Source organism: Herbaspirillum aquaticum (genome assembly GCF_002213425.1).
GTDB classification, from domain to species: domain Bacteria; phylum Pseudomonadota; class Gammaproteobacteria; order Burkholderiales; family Burkholderiaceae_D; genus Herbaspirillum; species Herbaspirillum aquaticum.
On the sequence record NZ_NJGV01000010.1, the window covers coordinates 147,129 to 166,438 of the forward strand.

Below are 19,310 nucleotides of genomic sequence, written 5' to 3' on the forward strand. Positions count from 1 at the left end.
CCATGTCGCATGACCGTCATTCCGAACTCGGCATCCACCCTCTCGGCGAGGGCGAGCCGCAACAGCGCCAGCAGATGATGAAACGCGCCCGGCTGGTGCTGGTCGTGGTGCTGGTATTGCTGGCCGCCGGTGCCGCGCGCACCCTCATCAGCCGCGCGGCCAACGCCCGTGCGCTGGAGGCCGGCACCGCTGAACGCGCCAAGATCTTCGTGCGGGTAGCGCCGGCACGCAGCAGCGCCGATGGCCAGACGCTGGCCCTGCCGGGCAGCCTGCAGGGCTTCGTGCAGTCGCCCATCTCGGCACGCTCGGGCGGCTACCTCAAGCGCTGGACCAAGGACATCGGATCGGAAGTGAAGAAGGGCGAACTGCTGGCCGAACTCGATACGCCTGAGATCGACCAGCAACTCTCGCAAGCCCTGGCCGCACGCCAACAAGCGGCCTCCAGCATGGAGCTGGCAAGGAGTTCGATGGCGCGCTGGGAAGCCCTGCGCAAGAAGGACGCCGTCTCCCAGCAGGAACTCGATGAACGCCGCAGCGCCTTTGCCCAGGCCAGTTCCAACCTGGCGGCGGCCGACGCCAACGTCGAGCGGCTGCGCCAGGTGGAAGGGTTCAAGCGCATCGTGGCACCGTTCTCGGGCATCATCACGCGCCGCAATGTGGATGTGGGCGACCTGATCGACCCGGGCGCGGGCCGTGCGCTGTTCGTGCTGTCGCAGACCGATCCGCTGCGGGTCTACGTCAATGTGCCGCAAGCCTACGCCAACCTGGTCAAGACGGGCCAGCAGGTGACGGTGACCCAGTCCGAACTGCGGGGACGCAAGTTCGAGGGCAAGGTGGCACGCACCGCTGGCTCCATCGATGCTGCCACGCGCTCGATGCAGATCGAGGTCACGCTCTCCAATGCCGACAACGCGCTGCTGCCTGGTGCCTTCGTGCAGGTGGAGCTGCCGTTGAAGCCCAGCGGCACGCTGCTGGTCGCGGCCGATACGCTGATGTTCCGGCGTGATGGCTCGCTGGTGGCGGCCGTGGATGAACAGAACAAGGTGCGCCTGAAGAAGGTCAGGCTGGGGCGCAATTTCGGCCTGACGGTGGAAGTGCTGGAGGGCTTGAAGGGCGATGAAAAACTGATCCTCAATCCTTCCGATTCGTTGGCTGAAGGCGACCAGGTCGAGCCCACACTGGAGCAGCCCAAGGACAAGGCCGCCGACAAGAAGGCCGCCTCATGAGCCTGCCGCGCCGCCACAGCATCGCTATCGCCTTGGCCGCCGCCGTGTTGCTGGCCGCCTGCGCCAGCGGTCCCGACTACGTGCGGCCGCAGGTCGACATGCCCGCCGCCTGGACCCCGGAAGCCCCGTGGCGCGCCATGCAGCCGCAGGATGCCGCCCCGCGGGGCCCGTGGTGGGAGCGCTTCAACGATGCGCAACTCAATGCCCTGCAACAGCAGGCCCTGGCCGGCAACCAGACGCTGGCCATCGCCAGTGCGCGGCTGGCGCAGGCGCGTGCGCAGCTCGATGTGGCGGGCGCGGCGCAGTTGCCCCAGCTGGGGATCAATACGCGTGCGGCACGCGCCCGCATCTCGGCCAACAGGCCACTGACCAACTACAACTCGCCCAACTTCTCGACCGTACAAAACGATTTCGCGCTGGGCTTGAATGTCAGTTACGAACTGGACTTCTTCGGACGCGTGCGGCGTTCGGTAGAAGCGGCCACGGCCTCGGCCCAGCAATCGGCGGCGGACCTGGAAAATACCCGCCTGCTGCTGACGGCTGAACTGGCCAGCAATTACTTCAACCTGCGCGAGCTGGACATCGAGCTGGACGTGGTCAGGCGTGCCATCGCGCTGCAGCGCAAGGCGCTGGATCTGGCCACTTCGCGCCACGACCTGGGGGCGACCTCAGGGCTGGACGTGGCCCAGCAGCAAGCCCTGCTGGACAACACGTTGACCCAGGTGGACCTGCTGGGCCGCCAGCGTGCGCAATACGAGCATGCCATCGCCACGCTGACCGGCACGCCGGCGCCCGCCTTCAGCCTGCCGCCGTCGCTGGCGCCCATCGCGCTGCCCGACATTCCGCTGGGCATCCCGTCGGACGTGCTGGAGCGCCGCCCGGACGTGGCTGCCGCAGAGCGCTCCATGGCCGCGGCCAATGCGCAGATCGGGGTGGCCAGCGCAGCCTTCTACCCCAGTTTCATGCTGCAGCCCGGTTATGGCGTGGACAGCCGCAACTGGGCCACGCTCTTCAATGCCCCCAGCGTGCTGTGGTCGCTGGGCGTGTCGGCCTCGCAGAGCCTGTTCGATGCCGGTCGCCTGCGCGCCGGTGTGGACTTCACCCAGGCCGGCTACAACGCCACCGTGGCGACCTATCGCCGCACCGTGCTGACCGCGATGCAGGAAGTGGAAGACGGCATCACCGGTATCGCTTCACTGGACCGCGCCTGGCGGCAATCGCAATCGGCCATTGCCAGTGCCCGCCGCGTACTGGAGATCGCCACCAGCCGTTACGAAGGCGGTGCCACGCCTTATCTCGATGTCATCACCGCCCAGCAGGCCCTGCTCAACAGCGAACGCCAGGCCGCGCAATTGATGGGGCAGCGGCTGCTGGTGTCGGTGTTCCTGATCAAGGCGCTGGGCGGGGACTGGCATGAGCGCCGTGAGCAAACGCCTCTTGTGCAATCGAAAACTTTATCGCCTGAAGAGAGGTAGTGATCAGGTGGCCTGACCAGTTTGCACCGTGACCGATGCCTTTTCTGTCTGGCTTGTCAGCTTCGGGCAGGAAGCGGGCAATTGCCCCGTAAACGCCCGTGTAATCGGCGTTATGGCCGCTTCCTGACCTGCCTAGAATCGCTGGTGGAATCCATCACCAGCAGAACAACGAGGCAGACATGAACTGGTTCAACAACCTGAAGATCGCCAAGAAGCTCATTCTTTCCTTTGCGGCCGTCATCATCCTGACGGTCATTCTCGGCGTGTTTGCGATTCGCGAGTTGAAGGCGGTGAACCAGGCCTCCACCGACATGGCCACCAACTGGCTGCCCACGATCAAGGCGGCGCAGTCGATCCAGGCCTCGCTGCCGCGCATGCGCATTTCCGAGTTGCAGATGATCACGGCAGCCACTCCGGCCGAGCGTGAAGATGCGCTCAAGGCCATCAAGTCGCGCCTGGACATCCTGGCCAAGCAGCGCGCCACCTACGAAGCGCAGATTTCGGAATCGGAAGAGAAGCTGGCCTACGAAAAGTTCTCCAAGAGCTTCGCCACCTACCTGGAGATCGACAAGAAGCTCGCCGAGATTTCCGGTGAGGGCAAGGAAGAAGAAGCGCGCGCGATCTTCAAGGGCGACTCCAACAAGACCTTCCGCAGCATGCTGGAAAGCATGGACGAGATCATCAAGATCAACGACGCCGGCAGCACGCGCTCGGACCAGGCTGCCACCGATGTCTTCAATGCTGCGCGTGCCTGGATCATCGGCCTGCTGGCCGCCATCGTGGTGATCGCCTTCGGGCTGGCGCTGGCAGTGGCACGCGCGGTGTCGCGTCCGCTCAATGAGGCGGTGAGCGTGGCCGAGCGCGTGGCACAGGGTGACCTGACGGTGGACATCCGTTCCGACAGCAAGGATGAAACCGGCATGCTCATGCATTCCCTGCGCGCCATGAACGACAGCCTGCACAAGATCGTCAGCGAGGTGCGCTATGGCACCGATGCCATCACCACGGCCTCGCAGGAGATCGCCACCGGCAACCTGGACCTGTCCTCGCGCACCGAAGAGCAGGCCGGCTCCCTGGAAGAAACCGCCTCGGCCATGGAAGAACTGACGGCCACCGTCAAGCAGAACGCCGACAACGCGCGCCAGGCCAACCAGCTGGCCGCCTCGGCCTCGGACGTGGCCAGCCAGGGCGGTGAAGTGGTGGGCCAGGTGGTGCAGACCATGGAAGGCATCACCGAGAGCTCGAACCGCATTGCCGACATCATCACGGTGATCGACGGCATCGCCTTCCAGACCAACATCCTGGCCTTGAATGCCGCCGTGGAAGCGGCCCGTGCCGGCGAGCAGGGACGCGGCTTTGCGGTGGTGGCCTCGGAAGTGCGTTCGCTGGCGCAGCGTTCGGCGTCTGCTGCCAAGGAGATCAAGCAGCTCATCGACGACTCGGTACAGAAGGTCGGTGCCGGCAGCGAGCTGGTCGAGCGTGCGGGTGCCACCATGAGCGAGGTGGTGGCCAGCGTCAAGCGCGTCACCGACGTGGTGGCCGAGATCAGCGCGGCCAGCAGCGAGCAGAGCACCGGCATCGAGGAAATCAACCGCGCCATCACCCAGATGGATGAAGTGACCCAGCAGAATGCGGCGCTGGTCGAAGAAGCCGCCGCCGCCGCGCAGTCCTTGCAGGATCAGGCCGGGCGCTTGTCGCAGGTGGTGAGTGTGTTCAAGATCCAGCGTTGAGGCGGGTTCGGCGGGGCGTGCTTCAGCAGGCTCCGCCGAACGTAATTCATGGTTACGCCGTCCATATATACCGTATATGCCGCACCCTCCATTCATTCCAATCCGGAATGAATGGAGGGTGTCTTTCATTCCGGTGGAAACGCGAAGCAATAACCCACGCCATACACCGCCTGGATGGCATTGTGTCCGGGGAAGCAGGGTTCGAGCTTGCGGCGCAGGTTCTTGATGTGGGTGTCGATGGCGCGATCGGTGACCGGGCGGTCGTCATCGTGCAGGTGATTGAGCAGCTGTTCCCGCGAAAACACCTGGCCCGGCGCGGCGGCGAAGGTCTTGAGCAGCCGCAGTTCCAGCGGCGTCAGGTTGAGCGGCTCGCCGCGTACGCTGGCCTGGTGGCGGGTCTCGTCGATGACCAGCGGCGAGCTGCCCTGCGGCGGCGGTTCCGCTTGTGCTGAACGCTGTACGGATGCATTGCGCCTGAGCATGGACTTGACCCGTGCCACGATCTCGCGCGGCGAAAACGGTGTCTTGCCGATGTAGTCATCGGCCCCCAGCTCCAGGCCGCGCAGGCGGTCTTCTTCCTCGGCGCGGGCCGTCAGCATCAGTACCGGCACGTCCGAGAAGGTGCGCAACTGGCGGCAGATTTCCCACCCATCCATCCCCGGCAACATGATGTCGAGCAGGATCAGGTCCGGCCGCTGCGCCCGGACTGCATCCAGCGCCGCATCCCCGCGCGCCACATGGCGTGAGTCATAGCCGGCCACGGCCAGGTATTTCTGCAGCAGTTCAGCCAGCTTGGGCTCGTCCTCGACGATGAGGATGTCGGCCCGCTCGGGCGCAGTGAACAGGAAATCTTCGTTGGGCCCGCTCATGCCATGTCTCCCTCATCGTCCAGGCGGGCCGGCAGCACCACCGCGACCCGCAGTCCGCCCAGGGGGGATGCCGTGGCCCCGATGGTCCCCTGGTGCGCATCAACGATGCGGCGGCAGATCGCCAGGCCCAGCCCGGCGCCGCCACTGGCGCGGTTGCGCGAGGCCTCGACCCGGAAGAAGCGCTCGAACAGGCGCGCCATCACCTCAGGGGGCACGCCCGGTTCGCTGTCATCGAAGACCAGGTGCCAGTGCTGTTGCAGCAGTTGCGCATGCACCTGCAGGCGGCCCCCGCTGTCGGTGTAGCGCAGGCTGTTTTCGAAGAGGTTGTTGAACAGTTGCTGAAGACGCGCTGCGTCGGCATGCACCGGCATGGCGGCGGGCAGGGTGCAGCTCAGCGTCATGCCGCGCTGGCTGAAGCGCTCGGCATAGATCGCCGCGCTGTCGCGCAGCAGCGGCGCCAGGTCGATGTCGGTGCGGCGATAGGTGAGGGCACCGGCATCGGCCAGCGACAGATCGTAGAGGTCGCCGACCAGCTTGTTGAGATGCTCCACCTCGCTCTTGAGCGAGCGCAGCGTTTGCGCATCGGGCTGCAGTACGCCATCTTCCAGGGCTTCGAGCTGGCCGTTGAGGATGCCCAAGGGGGTGCGCAATTCATGCGAGACATCAGCCATGAACTCGCGCCGCAGTTTCTCGTTGCGTTCCAGGGTCATGGCCAGCTGGTTGAAGTCCTGGGCCAGCATGCCCACTTCGTCGCCCGATTCCACTTCCACCCGGATCGCGTAATCGCCGCCGGCCAGCCGGTGCGTGGCACGCGCCACGCGGGTGAGGGGACGGGTCAGCACCCCCGAGATGCGCACCACCAGGAAGGCGGCCAGCATCACGGCTACCACCGCAATGATGATCTGCGCCAGGAACTGGCTTTGCTGGAACCGCAGGTCGATGGAGCCGATGACGCTCTCGAAGGGCGTCTGCGCGACCCAGCCGACGATGACGTCATCCTGCAGCAGCGGGCTCAGCCGCGCATCAGGACCGACCGCGGGATAGCCGATCACCAATTGGCGGCGGGCATCAAGCAGCGAAAAGCGCAGGGTTGCACCGGTCAGGTCGGAGGGGGTGAAGGTGGGGCCTGAAGCGCGTACTGCACCGCCATGTTCGACGATGGCCGGCTTCATCAATTCGAACCAGGCGCGCGGATTGTCGCGCAGGAACTCCCAGTTGCCGTGCTCGCGATAGGCCTGCTCCAGGCGCGGCACCATGTCTTCCATGCGCTGCTGGGCCTGCTCGTTGAGATAGCCGAGGAAGTCGCGGTTGAAGATGTAATGCCCCGCGCCATTGATGGCTGCGATCACCACCACGATCAGCGCCAGCATCGCATAGAAGAGCTTCAGGCGAATGTTGGCGCGATAGAAGAAGCGGTCGGTCAGCTCGGCGATCGAGTGGGCGATGGACATGGGATGCAGCAGGCGGTCGGTGGAATCAGGCCAGAGCTTATCAAGAACGGGGCCGGTGGTGGCGCATCAGGGGCCGATGTGACGCGCGCTGTTGCAGGGCGGACATACTGCCGCGCTTGCTCATTTTTCCCTCACATTTGTTGCCGATAATCGCAGGTCCGATAGCTCATTGCGCCCGGAACCCGCGCCCGTGGCGGCTGGCGGACGGGCAGAAAGCCACCCGATCATGCACGAAATCCTCATCCTTGCCCGCCGTCCGGGGCGCAGTTCCTCCACCGCAGCCCGCCTGGCGCTGTCGCTGGTGCTGGTGGCCGTCCTTGGCGCCTGCTCCAAATCCGGCGACCAGCCCAAGCCTGCCGCCCAGTCCGAAGTCGGCTACATCGTCGTCAAAGCCCAGCACCAGGCGCTGACCACCGAGCTGCCCGGCCGCACCACGGCCTACCTGGCGGCCGATATCCGTCCGCAGGTCGGCGGCATCATCCAGAAGCGCCTGTTCAAGGAAGGCAGCAACGTCAAGGCCGGCCAGCCGCTGTACCAGATCGATCCGGCCAGCTACCAGGCCGCCTACGACAGTGCCAAGGCTTCCCTGCTCAAGGCACAGGCCACGCTGGCTTCCTCGAAGCTGAAGGCCGACCGTTATGCCGAGCTGAACAAGATCGACGCCGTCTCCAAGCAGGACAACGACGACGCCCAGAGTACGTTGCGCCAGAACCAGGCCGACGTGGAAGTGCAGAAGGCCGCCGTGCAGACGGCGGCCATCAACCTGCAGCACACGAAGATCCTCTCGCCCATTTCGGGCCGCATCGAAAAATCCAGCGTCACCCCCGGCGCGCTGGTGACGGCCAGCCAGACCACCGCACTGACCACGGTGCAACAGATCGATCCGATCTACGTCGACGTGACGCAATCCACCGTGGACCTGCTGCGCCTGCGCCGCGAACTGGCCAGCGGCCAGATCAAAAGGAGCGGTGACAATGCCGCCCAGGTCAAGATCCTGCTGGAAGACGGCTCCACCTATGAGCGCACCGGCAAGCTCGAATTCACGGGCCTGTCGGTCGATACCGGCACCGGCATGATCACGCTGCGCGCGGTGGTACCGAATCCGGACGGGGTGCTGCTGCCCGGCGCCTACGTGCGTGCGGTGCTGGAAGAAGGCGTGGATGAACACGCGCTGCTGGTGCCGCAGAAGGCCGTCAGCCGCGACCAGACCGGCGCGGCCACCGCCCTGGTGTTGGGTGCCGACGGCAAGGTTCAGCAGCGCCTGGTGACTGTGGCACGCGCCGTGGGCAACAACTGGTGGGTCAGCAAGGGCTTGCAGCAAGGCGACAAGCTCATCGTCGATGGCTTGCAGAAGGTACGCACCGGCGACACACCGCGCGCCATCGACATCACGGACAGCCTGCAAAAGGACCTGGCGCGTGAAGCCGCTGCGGCGGCCGCCGATCCCTCGCTGGGCGGTGATGCCGACCCGGCCGCTGCCCCGGCCACCAGCGCCCCGGCGAAGTAAGCGAGGCACACATGGCACGTTTCTTTATCGACCGGCCCATCTTCGCGTGGGTCATCGCCATCATCATCATGCTGGGCGGGATGATGTCGATCCGCTCGCTGTCGCTGGAGCAGTATCCGGACATCGCGCCTCCCAAGGTCAACATCAAGGCCACCTACACCGGTGCCTCGGCCAAGACCCTGGAAGACTCGGTGACCCAGGTCATCGAGCAGCAGATGAAGGGCCTGGACAACCTGCAATACATGTCGGCCAGCTCCAGTTCGGCCGGCAGCGCCACGGTGGCGCTGACCTTCACCGCCGGTACCAATCCGGACGTGGCCCAGATGCAGGTGCAGAACAAGCTGCAGCAGGTCACGGCACGCCTGCCGCAGGCGGTGCAGAACAATGGCGTGACCGTCACCAAGGCGTCGACCGACATCCTCATGGTGCTGTCGCTGACCTCGGATGATCCGCGCATCACCAGCATCGACATCGGCGACTTCATCAGCAGCACGCTGACCGATCAGATCAGCCGCGTGGAAGGCGTGGGCGACGTGACCGCCTTCGGCACCAATTACGCGATGCGCATCTGGATCGATCCGGCCAAGCTGCAGAAGTACGCGCTGATGCCGTCCGATGTCACCAGTGCGCTCGAAGCGCAGAACACCGAAGTGTCGGCCGGCGAGATCGGCGCATTGCCGGCGCAACCGGGGCAGCAGATCAACGCCACCATCACGGCGCGCAGCAAGCTGACCACGCCGGATGAATTCCGCAACATCATCGTCAAGTCTTCCGCCGATGGTTCGGTGGTGAAACTCTCTGACGTGGCCCGCGTGGAGCTGGGTGGCGAGAGCTACCAGGTGGCCTCGCAGCAGAACGGCAAGCCGTCCTCGGCGCTGGCGATCCAGCTGGCCACCGGCGCCAATGCACTGGCCACGGCGGATGCGGTCAAGAAGAAGATGGCTGAGCTGGAGCCCTACTTCCCGGCCTCCATGAAGCTCAAGACCAACATCGCCTACGACACCACGCCCTTCGTGCGCGTGTCCTTGGAAGAAGTGGTCAAGACCCTGATCGAAGCCATCGTGCTGGTGGTGCTGATCATGTACCTGTTCCTGCAGAACATCCGCGCCACCTTCATTCCGGCCATCACGGTGCCGGTGGTGCTGCTGGGGACCTTCGGCATCCTGGCCATGTTCGGCTATTCCATCAACACCCTGACCATGTTCGGGATGGTGCTGGCCATCGGCTTGCTGGTGGACGATGCCATCGTGGTGGTGGAGAACGTCGAGCGTTTGATGAGCGAAGAGAAGCTCAGTCCCAAGGAAGCCACGCGCAAGTCCATGCAGGAAATCACCGGTGCGCTGGTGGGTATCGCCATGGTGCTGTCGGCGGTGTTCATCCCGATGGCCTTCTTCGGCGGATCGACCGGCGTGATCTATCGCCAGTTCTCCATCACCATCGTCTCGGCCATGGCCTTGTCGGTGATGGTGGCGCTGACCCTGACGCCGGCCCTGTGCGCCACGCTGCTCAAGCCGCATGCGAGTGGCCACGTGCAGCAAGGAAAATTCTTTACCTGGTTCAACCTCACCTTTGACCGCAACGCCACCCGCTACCAGGGCGGTGTCGGTGGCCTGCTCAAGCGCGGCAAGCGCGGTCTGCTGATGTATGCGCTGATCGCCGTGGCGATGGCGGTGCTGTTCATGCGCCTGCCCACGTCCTTCCTGCCGGAAGAAGACCAGGGCGTGCTGATGGCCCAGATCCAGTTGCCCACGGGCGCAACCGCCGAGCAGACCGCGACCGTCGTGAAGACCGTGCAGGAATACTTCATGAACAAGCCCGAGTCGGTCGAATCGGTACTGGCCATCGTCGGTGCCGGTGTGGGCGGCAACAGCCAGAACGGTGCGCGTGCCTTCATCCGCTTGAAGGAGTGGGACCAGCGTACCGGTACCGGGCAGTCGGCTTCCGAACTGGTGCGCATGGCCAACGCAGACTTGTCCAAGATCCGCGGCGCGCGCGTGTTCCTGATGAACCCGCCTGCGGTGCGCGGCCTGGGACAGAGTTCCGGCTTCGACCTGGAATTGAAGGATGTGGGCGGTGTGGGCCACGATGCGCTGTTGAAGGCGCGTGACCAGTTCCTGCAACTGGCGCGCAGCAACGCGCTGCTGGCCAACGTGCGCACCACCGGCTTGGACGACACGCCGCAATTGCGCGTGGCCATCGATGACCGCAAGGCCGATGCGCTGTCGATTGCCACCTCCGACATCAATGCCACCTTGGCCACGGCCATGGGCGGCACTTACGTCAATGACTTCCTCAGCAACGGACGCGTCAAGAAGGTCTATGTGCAGGGCGACTCCGCCTTCCGCATGCAGGCCGAAGACCTGAACCGCTGGTACGTGCGCAACTCGGCCAGCCAGATGGTGCCTTTCTCGGCCTTCATGAGCAGCAAGTGGACCTATGGCCCGTCGCTGCTGGAGCGTTACAACGGCGTATCTTCCTTCGAGATCGTCGGTGAACCGGCAGCGGGCGTGAGCTCGGGCACGGCCATGGCCGAAGTGGAAAAGCTGGTGGCGCAACTGCCGGCCGGCATCGGTTTCGAGTGGACCGGTTCGTCCTACCAGGAGCGGCTCTCGGGCAACCAGGCGCCGATGCTGTATGCGATTTCCATCCTCTTCGTGTTCCTCTGCCTGGCCGCCCTCTATGAGAGCTGGTCGGTGCCCTTCGCGGTGATCCTGGCGGTGCCGCTGGGCATCGTCGGGACGGTGCTGCTGACGGGCATTTTCGGCATGTCCAACGACGTGTATTTCCAGGTGGGGCTGCTGACCACCGTGGGCCTGTCGGCCAAGAACGCGATCCTCATCGTGGAATTCGCCAAGCAATTGCACGAGTCCGGAAAGAGCCTGCGGGACGCGACCCTGGAAGCGGTGCAGCTGCGCCTGCGCCCCATCCTGATGACCTCGCTGGCCTTCATGTTCGGCGTGCTGCCGCTGGCCGTGGCCAGCGGTGCCGGCTCGGCCAGCCGCCGCGCCATTGGTACGGGCGTGCTGGGCGGCATGTTGTCGGCGACCTTGCTGGGCATCTTCTTCGTGCCCCTGTTCTACTACCTGATCGGCACCTGGCTGGATCGACGCGCGGCGAAGAAGCCACGCCGGGATGACGATCACGCGAACCAAAAGAAGGGCGTGTGATGACCCGGCCCGCACAACAGACTTCGATTCCCTGGACCCGTACGGCCATGGTGCTGGCGCTTGCTGCAGCGCTGGCCGGCTGCGCCAACCTCGCGCCCGATTACGCGCAACCGGCCGCACCGGTGCCGGCCAGCTGGAGCCAGCAGGTCGACGGCAAGCCGCTCGGCGGCAGCGCCGGCAAGGCCGCTGGCGAGATCGATGCCGATCAGCTCGGCTGGCGCGAATTCTTCCTTGATCCCCGCCTGCAGCAGGTGATCGCCGCCGCGTTGGAGAACAACCGCGACCTGCGGGTGGCGGCCTTGAACATCGAGAAGGCGCGCGCGCAATATCGCATCACCGATGCCGATCGCTATCCGGCCATCTCCGCCACGGGCACCAGCACGGCCAGCCGCACGCCGGCCGAGTTGTCCACCAGCGGCCGCGCCACGGTGTCACGGCAGCAGAGCGTGACGGTGGGAGTGAGCGCTTACGAGCTGGATTTCTTCGGCCGCCTGAAGAACCTCTCCGATGCAGCATTGGAAACCTACCAGTACCAGGTCGAGACGCGTCGCAGCACCCACATCAGCCTGGTGGCCGAAGTCGCTACCGCGTGGCTCACGCTGGCGTCCGACCGTGAGTTGTTGAAGCTGGCGCAGGACACCTATGCCAGCCAGTCACGGACCTTCGAACTGAGCCAGCGCAGCCACGATATCGGTACCGTCTCCGGAGTCGATCTTGCCAGCCAGGAAGCCACGGTGCAAGCGGCACGCGCCGATGTGGCCAGCTATACCAGCCAGGTTGCGCAGGACATCAACGCGTTGCGCCTGCTGGTCGGGGCCGATGTGGATGCGGCGCTGTTGCCGGCCGGTTTGCCGGACACCGCCAGCGTATTGCCTGCCACGCCTGCGGGCTTGCCCTCGCAAGTATTGCTGCGTCGCCCGGATGTGCTGGCGGCCGAACATACCTTGAAGTCCGCCAATGCCGACATCGGTGCGGCGCGCGCGGCCTTCTTCCCCAGCATTTCGCTCACCGCTGATGGCGGAACGGCCAGCCGTACCCTGGGCGGCTTGTTCAAGGCGGGCAGTGGCAGCTGGAGTTTCGTGCCATCGATCAACCTGCCCATCTTCAATGCGGGCAGCCTGCGCGCCAGCCTGGATTCGGCCAAGATCACGCGCGATATCGATGTGGCCAATTACGAGAAGGCGATCCAGACCGCCTTCCGGGAAGTGGCTGATGCGCTGGCCGTGCGCGCCACGCTGGACCAGCGGCTGGATGCGCAGGGCCGGGCCACGGCGGCCAGCGAAAAGGCCTTCCGCTTGTCCGAGGCGCGCTACAAGAATGGCATCGACAGCTATCTCACCACGCTGGTGGCGCAGCGTACGCTGTACTCCGCACAGCAGACGCTGATCTCGCTGCGCCTGACCGAGCAGAGCAATCGCATCACGCTCTACAAGGTCTTGGGCGGCGGCTGGAGTGAACAGACGGCACAGCCTGGGGCGGCAGCGCACAGTCCGTCCTGATGGTGGCAGCAGTGCTCAGCGCATCGCAATGCGCGGCGGTGCCGGCGTGATGTCGATGGTGAGCGTGCCGTCGTCATTGGCAGCCGGGTCGGCTTCCATCTGCGCCGCACTGAGCTTGAAGGCGCCCACCAGATGGCTCAGGTGATCGGCCTGCTGGCTCATCGATTGCGATGCTGCAGCGGCTTCTTCCACCAGGGCCGCATTCTGCTGGGTATTCTCGTCCAGCCGTGCGATGGCGTCATTGACCGCGAGGATGCCCTCGGTCTGCGCCTGGCTGGCATCGCTGATCTCGGCCACCACCGCCGTCACGCGCTGCACGCTGGCCACCACTTGCTGCATGGTCCCGCCTGCCTGCTGCACGAGGCGGCTGCCGTCGCTCACGCTGGCCACCGAAGTGTCGATGAGCTGCTTGATCTCATGCGCGGCCGCTGCCGAACGCTGCGCCAGTGAACGGACTTCCGCGGCCACCACGGCAAAGCCGCGGCCCTGTTCACCGGCTCGCGCTGCTTCCACCGCCGCGTTCAACGCCAGGATGTTGGTCTGGAACGCGATGCTGTCGATCACGCCGATGATGTCGACGATCTTGCGCGAGGCCGCATCGATCTGGCCCATGGTGGAGACCACCTGCTGCACCACCGCGCCACCTTGGCTGGCGATGTCGGAGGCCGAGCCGGCCAGTTCGTTGGCCTGGCGCGCATTGTCTGCATTGCGGCGCACGGCGGCAGTGAGTTCTTCCATGGCGGCTACGGTTTTCTCCAGGGTCTCGGCCTGTTGCTCAGTACGCTCCGACAGGTTCTGGTTGCCCATGGCGATTTCGGAAGAGGCCCCCGCAATCGTATGGGTGCCGGTGCGCACCTGCTGGACCAGCGAGGCCAGCTTGTCGCGCATCACGCGGATTTCATACAGCAGGCTGGTGCGGTCACCCGACTTGGTGTCGACCGGCGTGGAGAGTTCGCCATGCGCGATGCGTCCGGCAATTTCCACTGCATAGCGCGGTTCGCCGCCCAGCTGGCCCAGCAGGCTCCTGCGGATCATCCACGCCGTTGCCATCGAGACCACCAGGATCACGGCACCACACAGGATCACCCCCCGCAGCGAGCTGTCGAAGAGCGCATCGGCCGCAGCACTGGCTTGCTGGTTCTCGCGTTGTACGGACTTGAGCAGCACGTCGATGTCGGCCACGATCTGGCGGCGCAGCGGGCTGCACTCCTTGACCAGGAACTCACCGTAGGCTTCCATCTGGCCGCGTTCACGATAGTGGCGCGGGCGCTTCAGTTCTTCCGCCATCGCCAGCAGCCCGGCCTTGGCCTTCTCGAACTGGGCATTGCCGGCCATCGCCGGCTCCAGCTGGCGCAGGGCGGACAGGTACAGGGCTTTCTGCTCATCGACGATGGCCAGCTCGCGCGCCGCATCAGCCTCGTCACGGAAGATGTAGGCGTTGCGCGCGGACATGCCGGTCTGGTCCAGCGCCTCGCGGGCCACATACAGCGGCTCCAGCCTGGTTTCGGTCACCTGGTCCTGGTAGCGCATCGCGCCGGAAATGGCGTGCATGCGCAGCAGCGCGATGGAAATCAATACCAGCATCAGTGCGATCACGATGCCGAAGCCGATACGCAATTGCGTACCGATCTTGAGTTTGCTCAGTGGGTGCATGGGTCTCTTGCTTTTCTTGGTCATGGGTCCGGCGGCGCGGCGTAGCGGACGGGGAAATGGACGAAGGGAACCTGCCGCAATGGCCGCGCATCGATCTGGCGGCCGGGCCGTCGCAGGGACGTGGTGACAGGCTGCTTTCCTTCTGGCAATCAGTGTAAATGAGAAGAATTTCGCGGCCAAGTCATTTCGGCGTTTGGCGCATATTTGTCTCATTTGATGGAATATGGCGTGGTTTTGGAGTCAAATGAGCGCAAAATCGCGTGAGATTCCTGAGAGGATTTCCTACGTGAAGCTTCATATCCCTCCGCCGTAATTGCCCCCGAATCCGGTTGACAAGCCGTACCTCGCCGGGAATAATCCGCCAAGTGATACGACGACGTACAAGCTCTGCCGACCCGATGCAGGCGCAGGGCGATCGGCGACATCACCGCCTTTGAATGCAGCACCCGATCCGACAACAACAACGATGAGCAACCATCAGGAGACAGCCCGCATGAGCGCAGACACCGACCGTGATGCGTGGCAGACCGCCCGTTTTTCCCGCCTCCTGCTGACCGGCGCTGCCGGTGGCGTGGGCCGGCAATTGCGTGGCCGCCTGGCGTCTTTCGCCGAGCATGTGCGGGTAGCGGATCTGGCTGTGGCCATGGAGGCCGCCGGCCCTGCGGCCGCGCATGAAGAAGTGCTGGGCTGCGACCTGGCCGATCGCGCTGCGGTCGATGCCATGGTGGCGGGCTGCGAGGCCATCATCCACCTGGGTGGCGTGTCGGTGGAGCGTCCCTTCGAAGAGATCCTGGAAGCCAACATCAAGGGCGTCTTCCACATCTACGAGGCCGCACGCCGGCATGGCGTCAAGCGCGTCATCTTCGCCAGCTCCAATCACGTCACCGGTTTCTATGGCCAGGATGAGCGCATCGATGCGCACGCCATGAAGCGTCCCGACGGCTACTACGGCTTGTCCAAGTCCTATGGCGAAGACATGGCGCAGTTCTACTTCGACCGCTATGGGGTGGAGACGGTGAGCATCCGCATCGGTTCGATCTTCCCGGAAGCGACCAACCGCCGCATGCTGGCCAGCTGGATGAGCATGGACGATTTCGAGCAACTGCTGCGCCGTGCGCTGTTCATTCCTGGCGTGGGCCACACCATCGTCTACGGCATGTCGGCCAACGCCAAGACCTGGTGGGACAACCGCCACGCCGCGCACCTGGGCTATGCGCCCAAGGACAGTTCGGAGATCTTCCGCGCCAAGGTGGAAGCGCAACCGCAGCCGGCTGCCGATGATCCGGTTGCGACCCTGCAAGGCGGTGCCTTCACGGCCGCCGGACCCTTTGATCCGTTGGCGAACTAACTTAAGTTGTCCACAGCATTTTCTCGTTTCATCGCGGCAGTCCCGTTGTAGTCCATCGCCGCAGTTCATTGAATTTCCCGCGCGCTACGCCCTTCTCCAGCGCGCGGCATGGCAGCACCGCACGCAACAGCTTGACCTGAATCGCAGCAAGGCAGCACCCGGCACACCGGGCCGCTCGCACGCAGCAGGATCGCGCCCGCGCCGCACCGATGTCCGGTTCCCTGAAACCTTGATGGACCCGGCAGCCCATGAACTTCTCTCTCGACTTCACGCCACTGGCGCCGTACTGGCCCGTGTTCCTGCACGGTGCCTGGCTGACGCTGAAGATGACGACGCTGGCCGTCATCGTGGGCGTAGCCATCGGCATCTTCGTCGCCTTTGCCAAGAACAGTCCCAATCGCCTTGTAGCCCGCACCTGCAGCGGCTACATCGAGGTGGTGCGCAATACCCCGTTCCTGGTGCAGATCTTCCTGCTGTATTTCGGCCTGGCCAGTCTCGGTATCCGCATGCCCACCTTCGCGGCAGCGGTGCTGGCCATGATCATCAACATCGCCGCCTATGCCGCCGAGATCATCCGCGCCGGCATCGATTCGGTCCCGCGCGGACAGATCGAGGCCGCCGAATGCCTGGGCCTGTCGGTCTGGCGCATCCGCTGGCACGTGATGCTGCAGCCGGCCATCGAGCGCGTCTATCCGGCGCTGACCAGCCAGTTCCTGCTGATGATGCAGGCCTCGGCGATGGCCTCGCAGATTTCTGCCGAGGAATGCTCACCGCCATCGCCAATACCGTGCAGTCCGATACCTTCCGCTCATTGGAAACCTATCTCGTGGTGGCTGCCTTGTACCTGGTGCTGGCCGTGCTGGTCAAGCTGGTGGCTTATTCCATCGGTGAAACTATTTTCAAGCGCCGCCGCACCTTGCGCCGCGCGGCCGCGCAGGGCAGACGCAGTCCGGTGTCGCGCTTGCCCGCCAGCGATCCGGCAGGGATGGCGCCGCTGGCCCATGTGCCGTATGTGCATGGCGCGGCACGTCCGGTAGCCGTCAACACCGCAGCTGCGCTGCGCATCGAAGGGAGCACATCGTGATGGGCAACTTCAGCTGGACCTATTTCTTCTTCATGGTGCAGTCCATCGGCTGGACCCTGGTCTTGTCGCTACTGGCCTTCGTGCTCGGCGGCATCGGCGGATTCCTGGTGATGCTGGCGCGCATCTCGCCACGCGCCTGGCTGCGGCGACCGGCCCTCCTTTTCATCGAATGCGTGCAGGGCATTCCCTTGCTGATCCTGCTCTTCATCGTCTATTTCGGACTGTCGGTCTATGGGCTGGTATTGCCGGCGCTGGTGGCGGCCGGGCTGGCGATGATGATCTATGCCAGCGCCTATCTGGGCGACATCTGGCGTGGTTGCGTGGAAGCCATGCCGCGCCCGCAGTGGGAGGCCTCCGAATGCCTGTCGCTGACGCGCTGGCAGACCCTGCGCCTGGTCATCATCCCGCAGGCCACGCGGCTGTCGCTGCCGCCGACCATCGGCTTCCTGGTGCAGTTGATCAAGATGACCTCGCTGGCCTCGGTCATCGGTTTCGTCGAACTGACCCGGGCCGGGCAGATCATCAACAACTCCATCTTCCAGCCCTTCCTGGTGTTCCTGCTGGTGGGGTCGTTCTACTTCCTGCTCTGCTATCCCTTATCGCGCTGGAGCGCATCCATGGAGAGAAAGCTCAATGTCAGCCATCGCTAAACCCGAATCCGGACCGCATCTGCGCGCCGTGGCGGCGTCCCCGGAACCGCAGCCGGTCATCGTCCGGCTGGACCAGGTCTACAAGAGTTTCGGCGACAACCAGGTCTTGAAAGGCGTGTCCTTTGAAGTGGCGCGCGGCGAGATGATCGCCATCATCGGTGCCTCCGGTTCCGGCAAGTCCACGGCACTGCGTTGCATCGACCGGCTGGAGACCATCGACTCCGGCAGCATCGAAGTAGCCGGCATCCGTGTCGATGATCCACACGTGGACCTGCACCAGCTGCGGCGCGAGGTCGGCATCGTGTTCCAGAGCTACAACCTGTTCCCTCACCTCAACGTGCTGGAAAACGTCATGCTGGCCCTGCGCCACGTCAAGCAGCAGGACAAGGCCGAGGCGCGCCGCGTGGCCCTGGCCGCGCTGGCGCAGGTGGGGCTCGACGAAAAGGCCAATGCCTATCCCGAGCAGCTCTCCGGCGGGCAGCAGCAGCGCGTGGCCATTGCGCGCTCGCTGGCGATGTCGCCGAAGGTGATGCTGTTCGATGAAGTGACCTCGGCACTGGACCCGCAACTGACCGGCGAAGTGCTGCGCGTGATGGAAGACCTGGCCGCCAATGGCATGACCATGCTGCTGGTGACGCACGAGATGAACTTCGCCAAGCGCGTGGCCGACCGCATCATCTACATGCACCAGGGCCGAGTCTGGGAAGTCGGTCCCGGCGACATGCTGGACCACCCGCATACCCCCGAACTGCAAGCCTTCCTGGCCGCCGACCTGTAGCGCAAACGCTGTTGCCTGACCTGACCATTCCTAAAATAACGGAGACACAAAATGCAACTAACCCCATTACGCCACCTCGTACGCCCCGCCATAGCGGCCCTGGTCCTGGGCCTGGCCGCCCATGCCGCGCACGCCGACCAGCTCGACGATATCAAGAAGGCCGGGAAGATCCGCATCGCCACCACGTCCAGTACGCCGCTGTTCGGCTACAGCGACGACAAGCTGCAACCGGCCGGCTCCGACGTCGATGCTGCGCGCCTGCTGGCGCAGGACCTGGGCGTGCAGCTCGACCTGATCCAGGTGGCCAATGCGGCGCGGGTGCCGACCCTGCAATCGAATCGCGCCGATATCGTGGTGGGTTCGCTGTCGATCACGCCGGAGCGCTTGAAGGTCATCGATTTCTCCACGCCCTACGCCGTGATCAGCCTCATCATCGGTGCGCCCAAGAGCATGGCCATCAAGGACTATGCGGACCTCAACGGCAAGCGCATCGGCGTCACCCGCGCCACGCCCAACGATACGCTGACCACGCAGAACGCCAAGGGTGCGGAGATCATGCGCTACGAAGATGATGCAACCCTCATCACCTCGATGGTCACGGGCCAGGTGGAAGTGTTCTCCAGCACGCCTTCGAACCTGCAGGAAATGCAGAAGAAGGCGCCGGGCAAGAACCTGGAAATGAAGTTCGAACAGAAGGCGTTTGACCTGGGCATTGCCATCAACAAGAACCAGCCGCGCCTGAAGGAGTGGATCGACAACTGGGTCAAGACCAACCAGAAGAATGGCAAGCTCAATGCCATCTACAAGAAGCATCACGGCCGCGACCTGCCGGCCGCCGTGCAGAATCCCGCTTAAGCCGTCTTTGATCCAGCC

At 64.5% G+C, this 19,310-nt stretch carries 13 protein-coding genes and 1 pseudogene; 11 read left to right on the plus strand and 3 right to left on the minus strand.

Translation table 11 applies throughout. The annotated features are described in order from the left end of the window. Window positions 1-2 precede the first annotated feature (2 nt). The 3 genes from CEJ45_RS12965 (at window position 3) to CEJ45_RS12975 (ending at window position 4,431) form a co-directional block, all read left to right on the plus strand. Complete coding sequence (locus tag CEJ45_RS12965; protein ID WP_088755505.1) at window positions 3-1,226, plus strand: efflux RND transporter periplasmic adaptor subunit; 1,224 nt, start codon at window positions 3-5, stop codon at window positions 1,224-1,226. Beyond that, window positions 1,223-2,701, plus strand: a complete 1,479-nt coding sequence (locus tag CEJ45_RS12970; protein ID WP_088755506.1) for an efflux transporter outer membrane subunit — start codon at window positions 1,223-1,225, stop codon at window positions 2,699-2,701. The genes CEJ45_RS12965 and CEJ45_RS12970 overlap by 4 nt, the downstream gene beginning before the upstream one ends. 179 nt (window positions 2,702-2,880) lie before the next feature. Next, the gene (locus tag CEJ45_RS12975; protein WP_088755507.1) at window positions 2,881-4,431 is read left to right on the plus strand and encodes a methyl-accepting chemotaxis protein; all 1,551 of its coding nucleotides are present in this window, start codon (window positions 2,881-2,883) and stop codon (window positions 4,429-4,431) included. Window positions 4,432-4,556: 125 nt separating this feature from the next. Here the strand turns inward: CEJ45_RS12975 and CEJ45_RS12980 are convergent, their stop codons facing one another. After that, window positions 4,557-5,300 carry a response regulator gene (locus tag CEJ45_RS12980; protein ID WP_088755508.1) on the minus strand — a complete coding sequence of 248 codons (744 nt, stop codon included), beginning with the start codon at window positions 5,298-5,300 and terminating at the stop codon, window positions 4,557-4,559. After that, complete coding sequence (locus CEJ45_RS12985) at window positions 5,297-6,751, minus strand: ATP-binding protein (protein WP_088755509.1); 1,455 nt, start codon at window positions 6,749-6,751, stop codon at window positions 5,297-5,299. Before CEJ45_RS12985 ends, CEJ45_RS12980 begins: the two co-directional genes overlap by 4 nt. A gap of 226 nt (window positions 6,752-6,977) precedes the next feature. On the opposite strand from CEJ45_RS12985, the gene CEJ45_RS12990 reads away from it, so the two are divergent. Genes CEJ45_RS12990 through CEJ45_RS13000 form a run of 3 tightly spaced genes read left to right on the plus strand, consistent with a single transcriptional unit; the run spans window position 6,978 to window position 12,924 of the window. Then, window positions 6,978-8,258 carry an efflux RND transporter periplasmic adaptor subunit gene (locus tag CEJ45_RS12990; RefSeq protein ID WP_241517335.1) on the plus strand — a complete coding sequence of 427 codons (1,281 nt, stop codon included), beginning with the start codon at window positions 6,978-6,980 and terminating at the stop codon, window positions 8,256-8,258. An 11-nt stretch (window positions 8,259-8,269) separates the two neighbouring features. Further along, entirely contained in the window at window positions 8,270-11,425 is a 3,156-nt protein-coding gene (locus tag CEJ45_RS12995; protein WP_088755510.1) for an efflux RND transporter permease subunit, read from the plus strand. Continuing rightward, window positions 11,425-12,924 (plus strand): efflux transporter outer membrane subunit, encoded by a 1,500-nt coding sequence (locus CEJ45_RS13000; RefSeq protein WP_088755511.1) that lies wholly within the window; start codon window positions 11,425-11,427, stop codon window positions 12,922-12,924. The genes CEJ45_RS12995 and CEJ45_RS13000 overlap by 1 nt, the downstream gene beginning before the upstream one ends. A 15-nt stretch (window positions 12,925-12,939) precedes the next feature. Here the strand turns inward: CEJ45_RS13000 and CEJ45_RS13005 are convergent, their stop codons facing one another. Next, a complete protein-coding gene (locus tag CEJ45_RS13005; RefSeq protein ID WP_088755512.1) occupies window positions 12,940-14,577 on the minus strand; it encodes a methyl-accepting chemotaxis protein in 1,638 nt (545 codons plus the stop codon). Window positions 14,578-15,070: 493 nt separating this feature from the next. Between CEJ45_RS13005 and CEJ45_RS13010 the strand changes: the two genes are divergently transcribed. From CEJ45_RS13010 to CEJ45_RS13030, 5 genes and pseudogenes are all read left to right on the plus strand, one after another. Further along, entirely contained in the window at window positions 15,071-15,925 is an 855-nt protein-coding gene (locus CEJ45_RS13010) for an NAD-dependent epimerase/dehydratase family protein (protein WP_088755513.1), read from the plus strand. A gap of 248 nt (window positions 15,926-16,173) precedes the next feature. Beyond that, window positions 16,174-17,009 (plus strand): annotated as a pseudogene (locus CEJ45_RS13015) (amino acid ABC transporter permease). After that, the gene (locus tag CEJ45_RS13020) at window positions 17,006-17,659 is read left to right on the plus strand and encodes an amino acid ABC transporter permease (RefSeq protein ID WP_088755514.1); all 654 of its coding nucleotides are present in this window, start codon (window positions 17,006-17,008) and stop codon (window positions 17,657-17,659) included. Before CEJ45_RS13015 ends, CEJ45_RS13020 begins: the two are co-directional and overlap by 4 nt. Continuing rightward, window positions 17,643-18,437, plus strand: coding sequence for an amino acid ABC transporter ATP-binding protein (locus CEJ45_RS13025; RefSeq protein WP_088755515.1), 795 nt, complete (start codon window positions 17,643-17,645; stop codon window positions 18,435-18,437). The genes CEJ45_RS13020 and CEJ45_RS13025 overlap by 17 nt, the downstream gene beginning before the upstream one ends. Before the next feature lie 51 nt (window positions 18,438-18,488). Next, on the plus strand, window positions 18,489-19,292 hold the full coding sequence (locus CEJ45_RS13030; RefSeq protein ID WP_088755516.1) for a transporter substrate-binding domain-containing protein: 804 nt from the start codon (window positions 18,489-18,491) through the stop codon (window positions 19,290-19,292). Window positions 19,293-19,310: the final 18 nt, after the last annotated feature.

Bases quoted from the DNA above. Each gene is read 5' to 3' on its own strand.
- CEJ45_RS12965 (WP_088755505.1), top strand. From the start codon at position 3: ATGTCGCATGACCGTCATTCCGAACTCGGCATCCACCCTCTCGGCGAG.
- CEJ45_RS12970 (WP_088755506.1), top strand. From the start codon at position 1,223: ATGAGCCTGCCGCGCCGCCACAGCATCGCTATCGCCTTGGCCGCCGCC.
- CEJ45_RS12975 (WP_088755507.1), top strand. From the start codon at position 2,881: ATGAACTGGTTCAACAACCTGAAGATCGCCAAGAAGCTCATTCTTTCC.
- CEJ45_RS12980 (WP_088755508.1), bottom strand. From the start codon at position 5,300: ATGAGCGGGCCCAACGAAGATTTCCTGTTCACTGCGCCCGAGCGGGCC.
- CEJ45_RS12985 (WP_088755509.1), bottom strand. From the start codon at position 6,751: ATGTCCATCGCCCACTCGATCGCCGAGCTGACCGACCGCTTCTTCTAT.
- CEJ45_RS12990 (WP_241517335.1), top strand. From the start codon at position 6,978: ATGCACGAAATCCTCATCCTTGCCCGCCGTCCGGGGCGCAGTTCCTCC.
- CEJ45_RS12995 (WP_088755510.1), top strand. From the start codon at position 8,270: ATGGCACGTTTCTTTATCGACCGGCCCATCTTCGCGTGGGTCATCGCC.
- CEJ45_RS13000 (WP_088755511.1), top strand. From the start codon at position 11,425: ATGACCCGGCCCGCACAACAGACTTCGATTCCCTGGACCCGTACGGCC.
- CEJ45_RS13005 (WP_088755512.1), bottom strand. From the start codon at position 14,577: ATGCACCCACTGAGCAAACTCAAGATCGGTACGCAATTGCGTATCGGC.
- CEJ45_RS13010 (WP_088755513.1), top strand. From the start codon at position 15,071: ATGAGCGCAGACACCGACCGTGATGCGTGGCAGACCGCCCGTTTTTCC.
- CEJ45_RS13025 (WP_088755515.1), top strand. From the start codon at position 17,643: ATGTCAGCCATCGCTAAACCCGAATCCGGACCGCATCTGCGCGCCGTG.
- CEJ45_RS13030 (WP_088755516.1), top strand. From the start codon at position 18,489: ATGCAACTAACCCCATTACGCCACCTCGTACGCCCCGCCATAGCGGCC.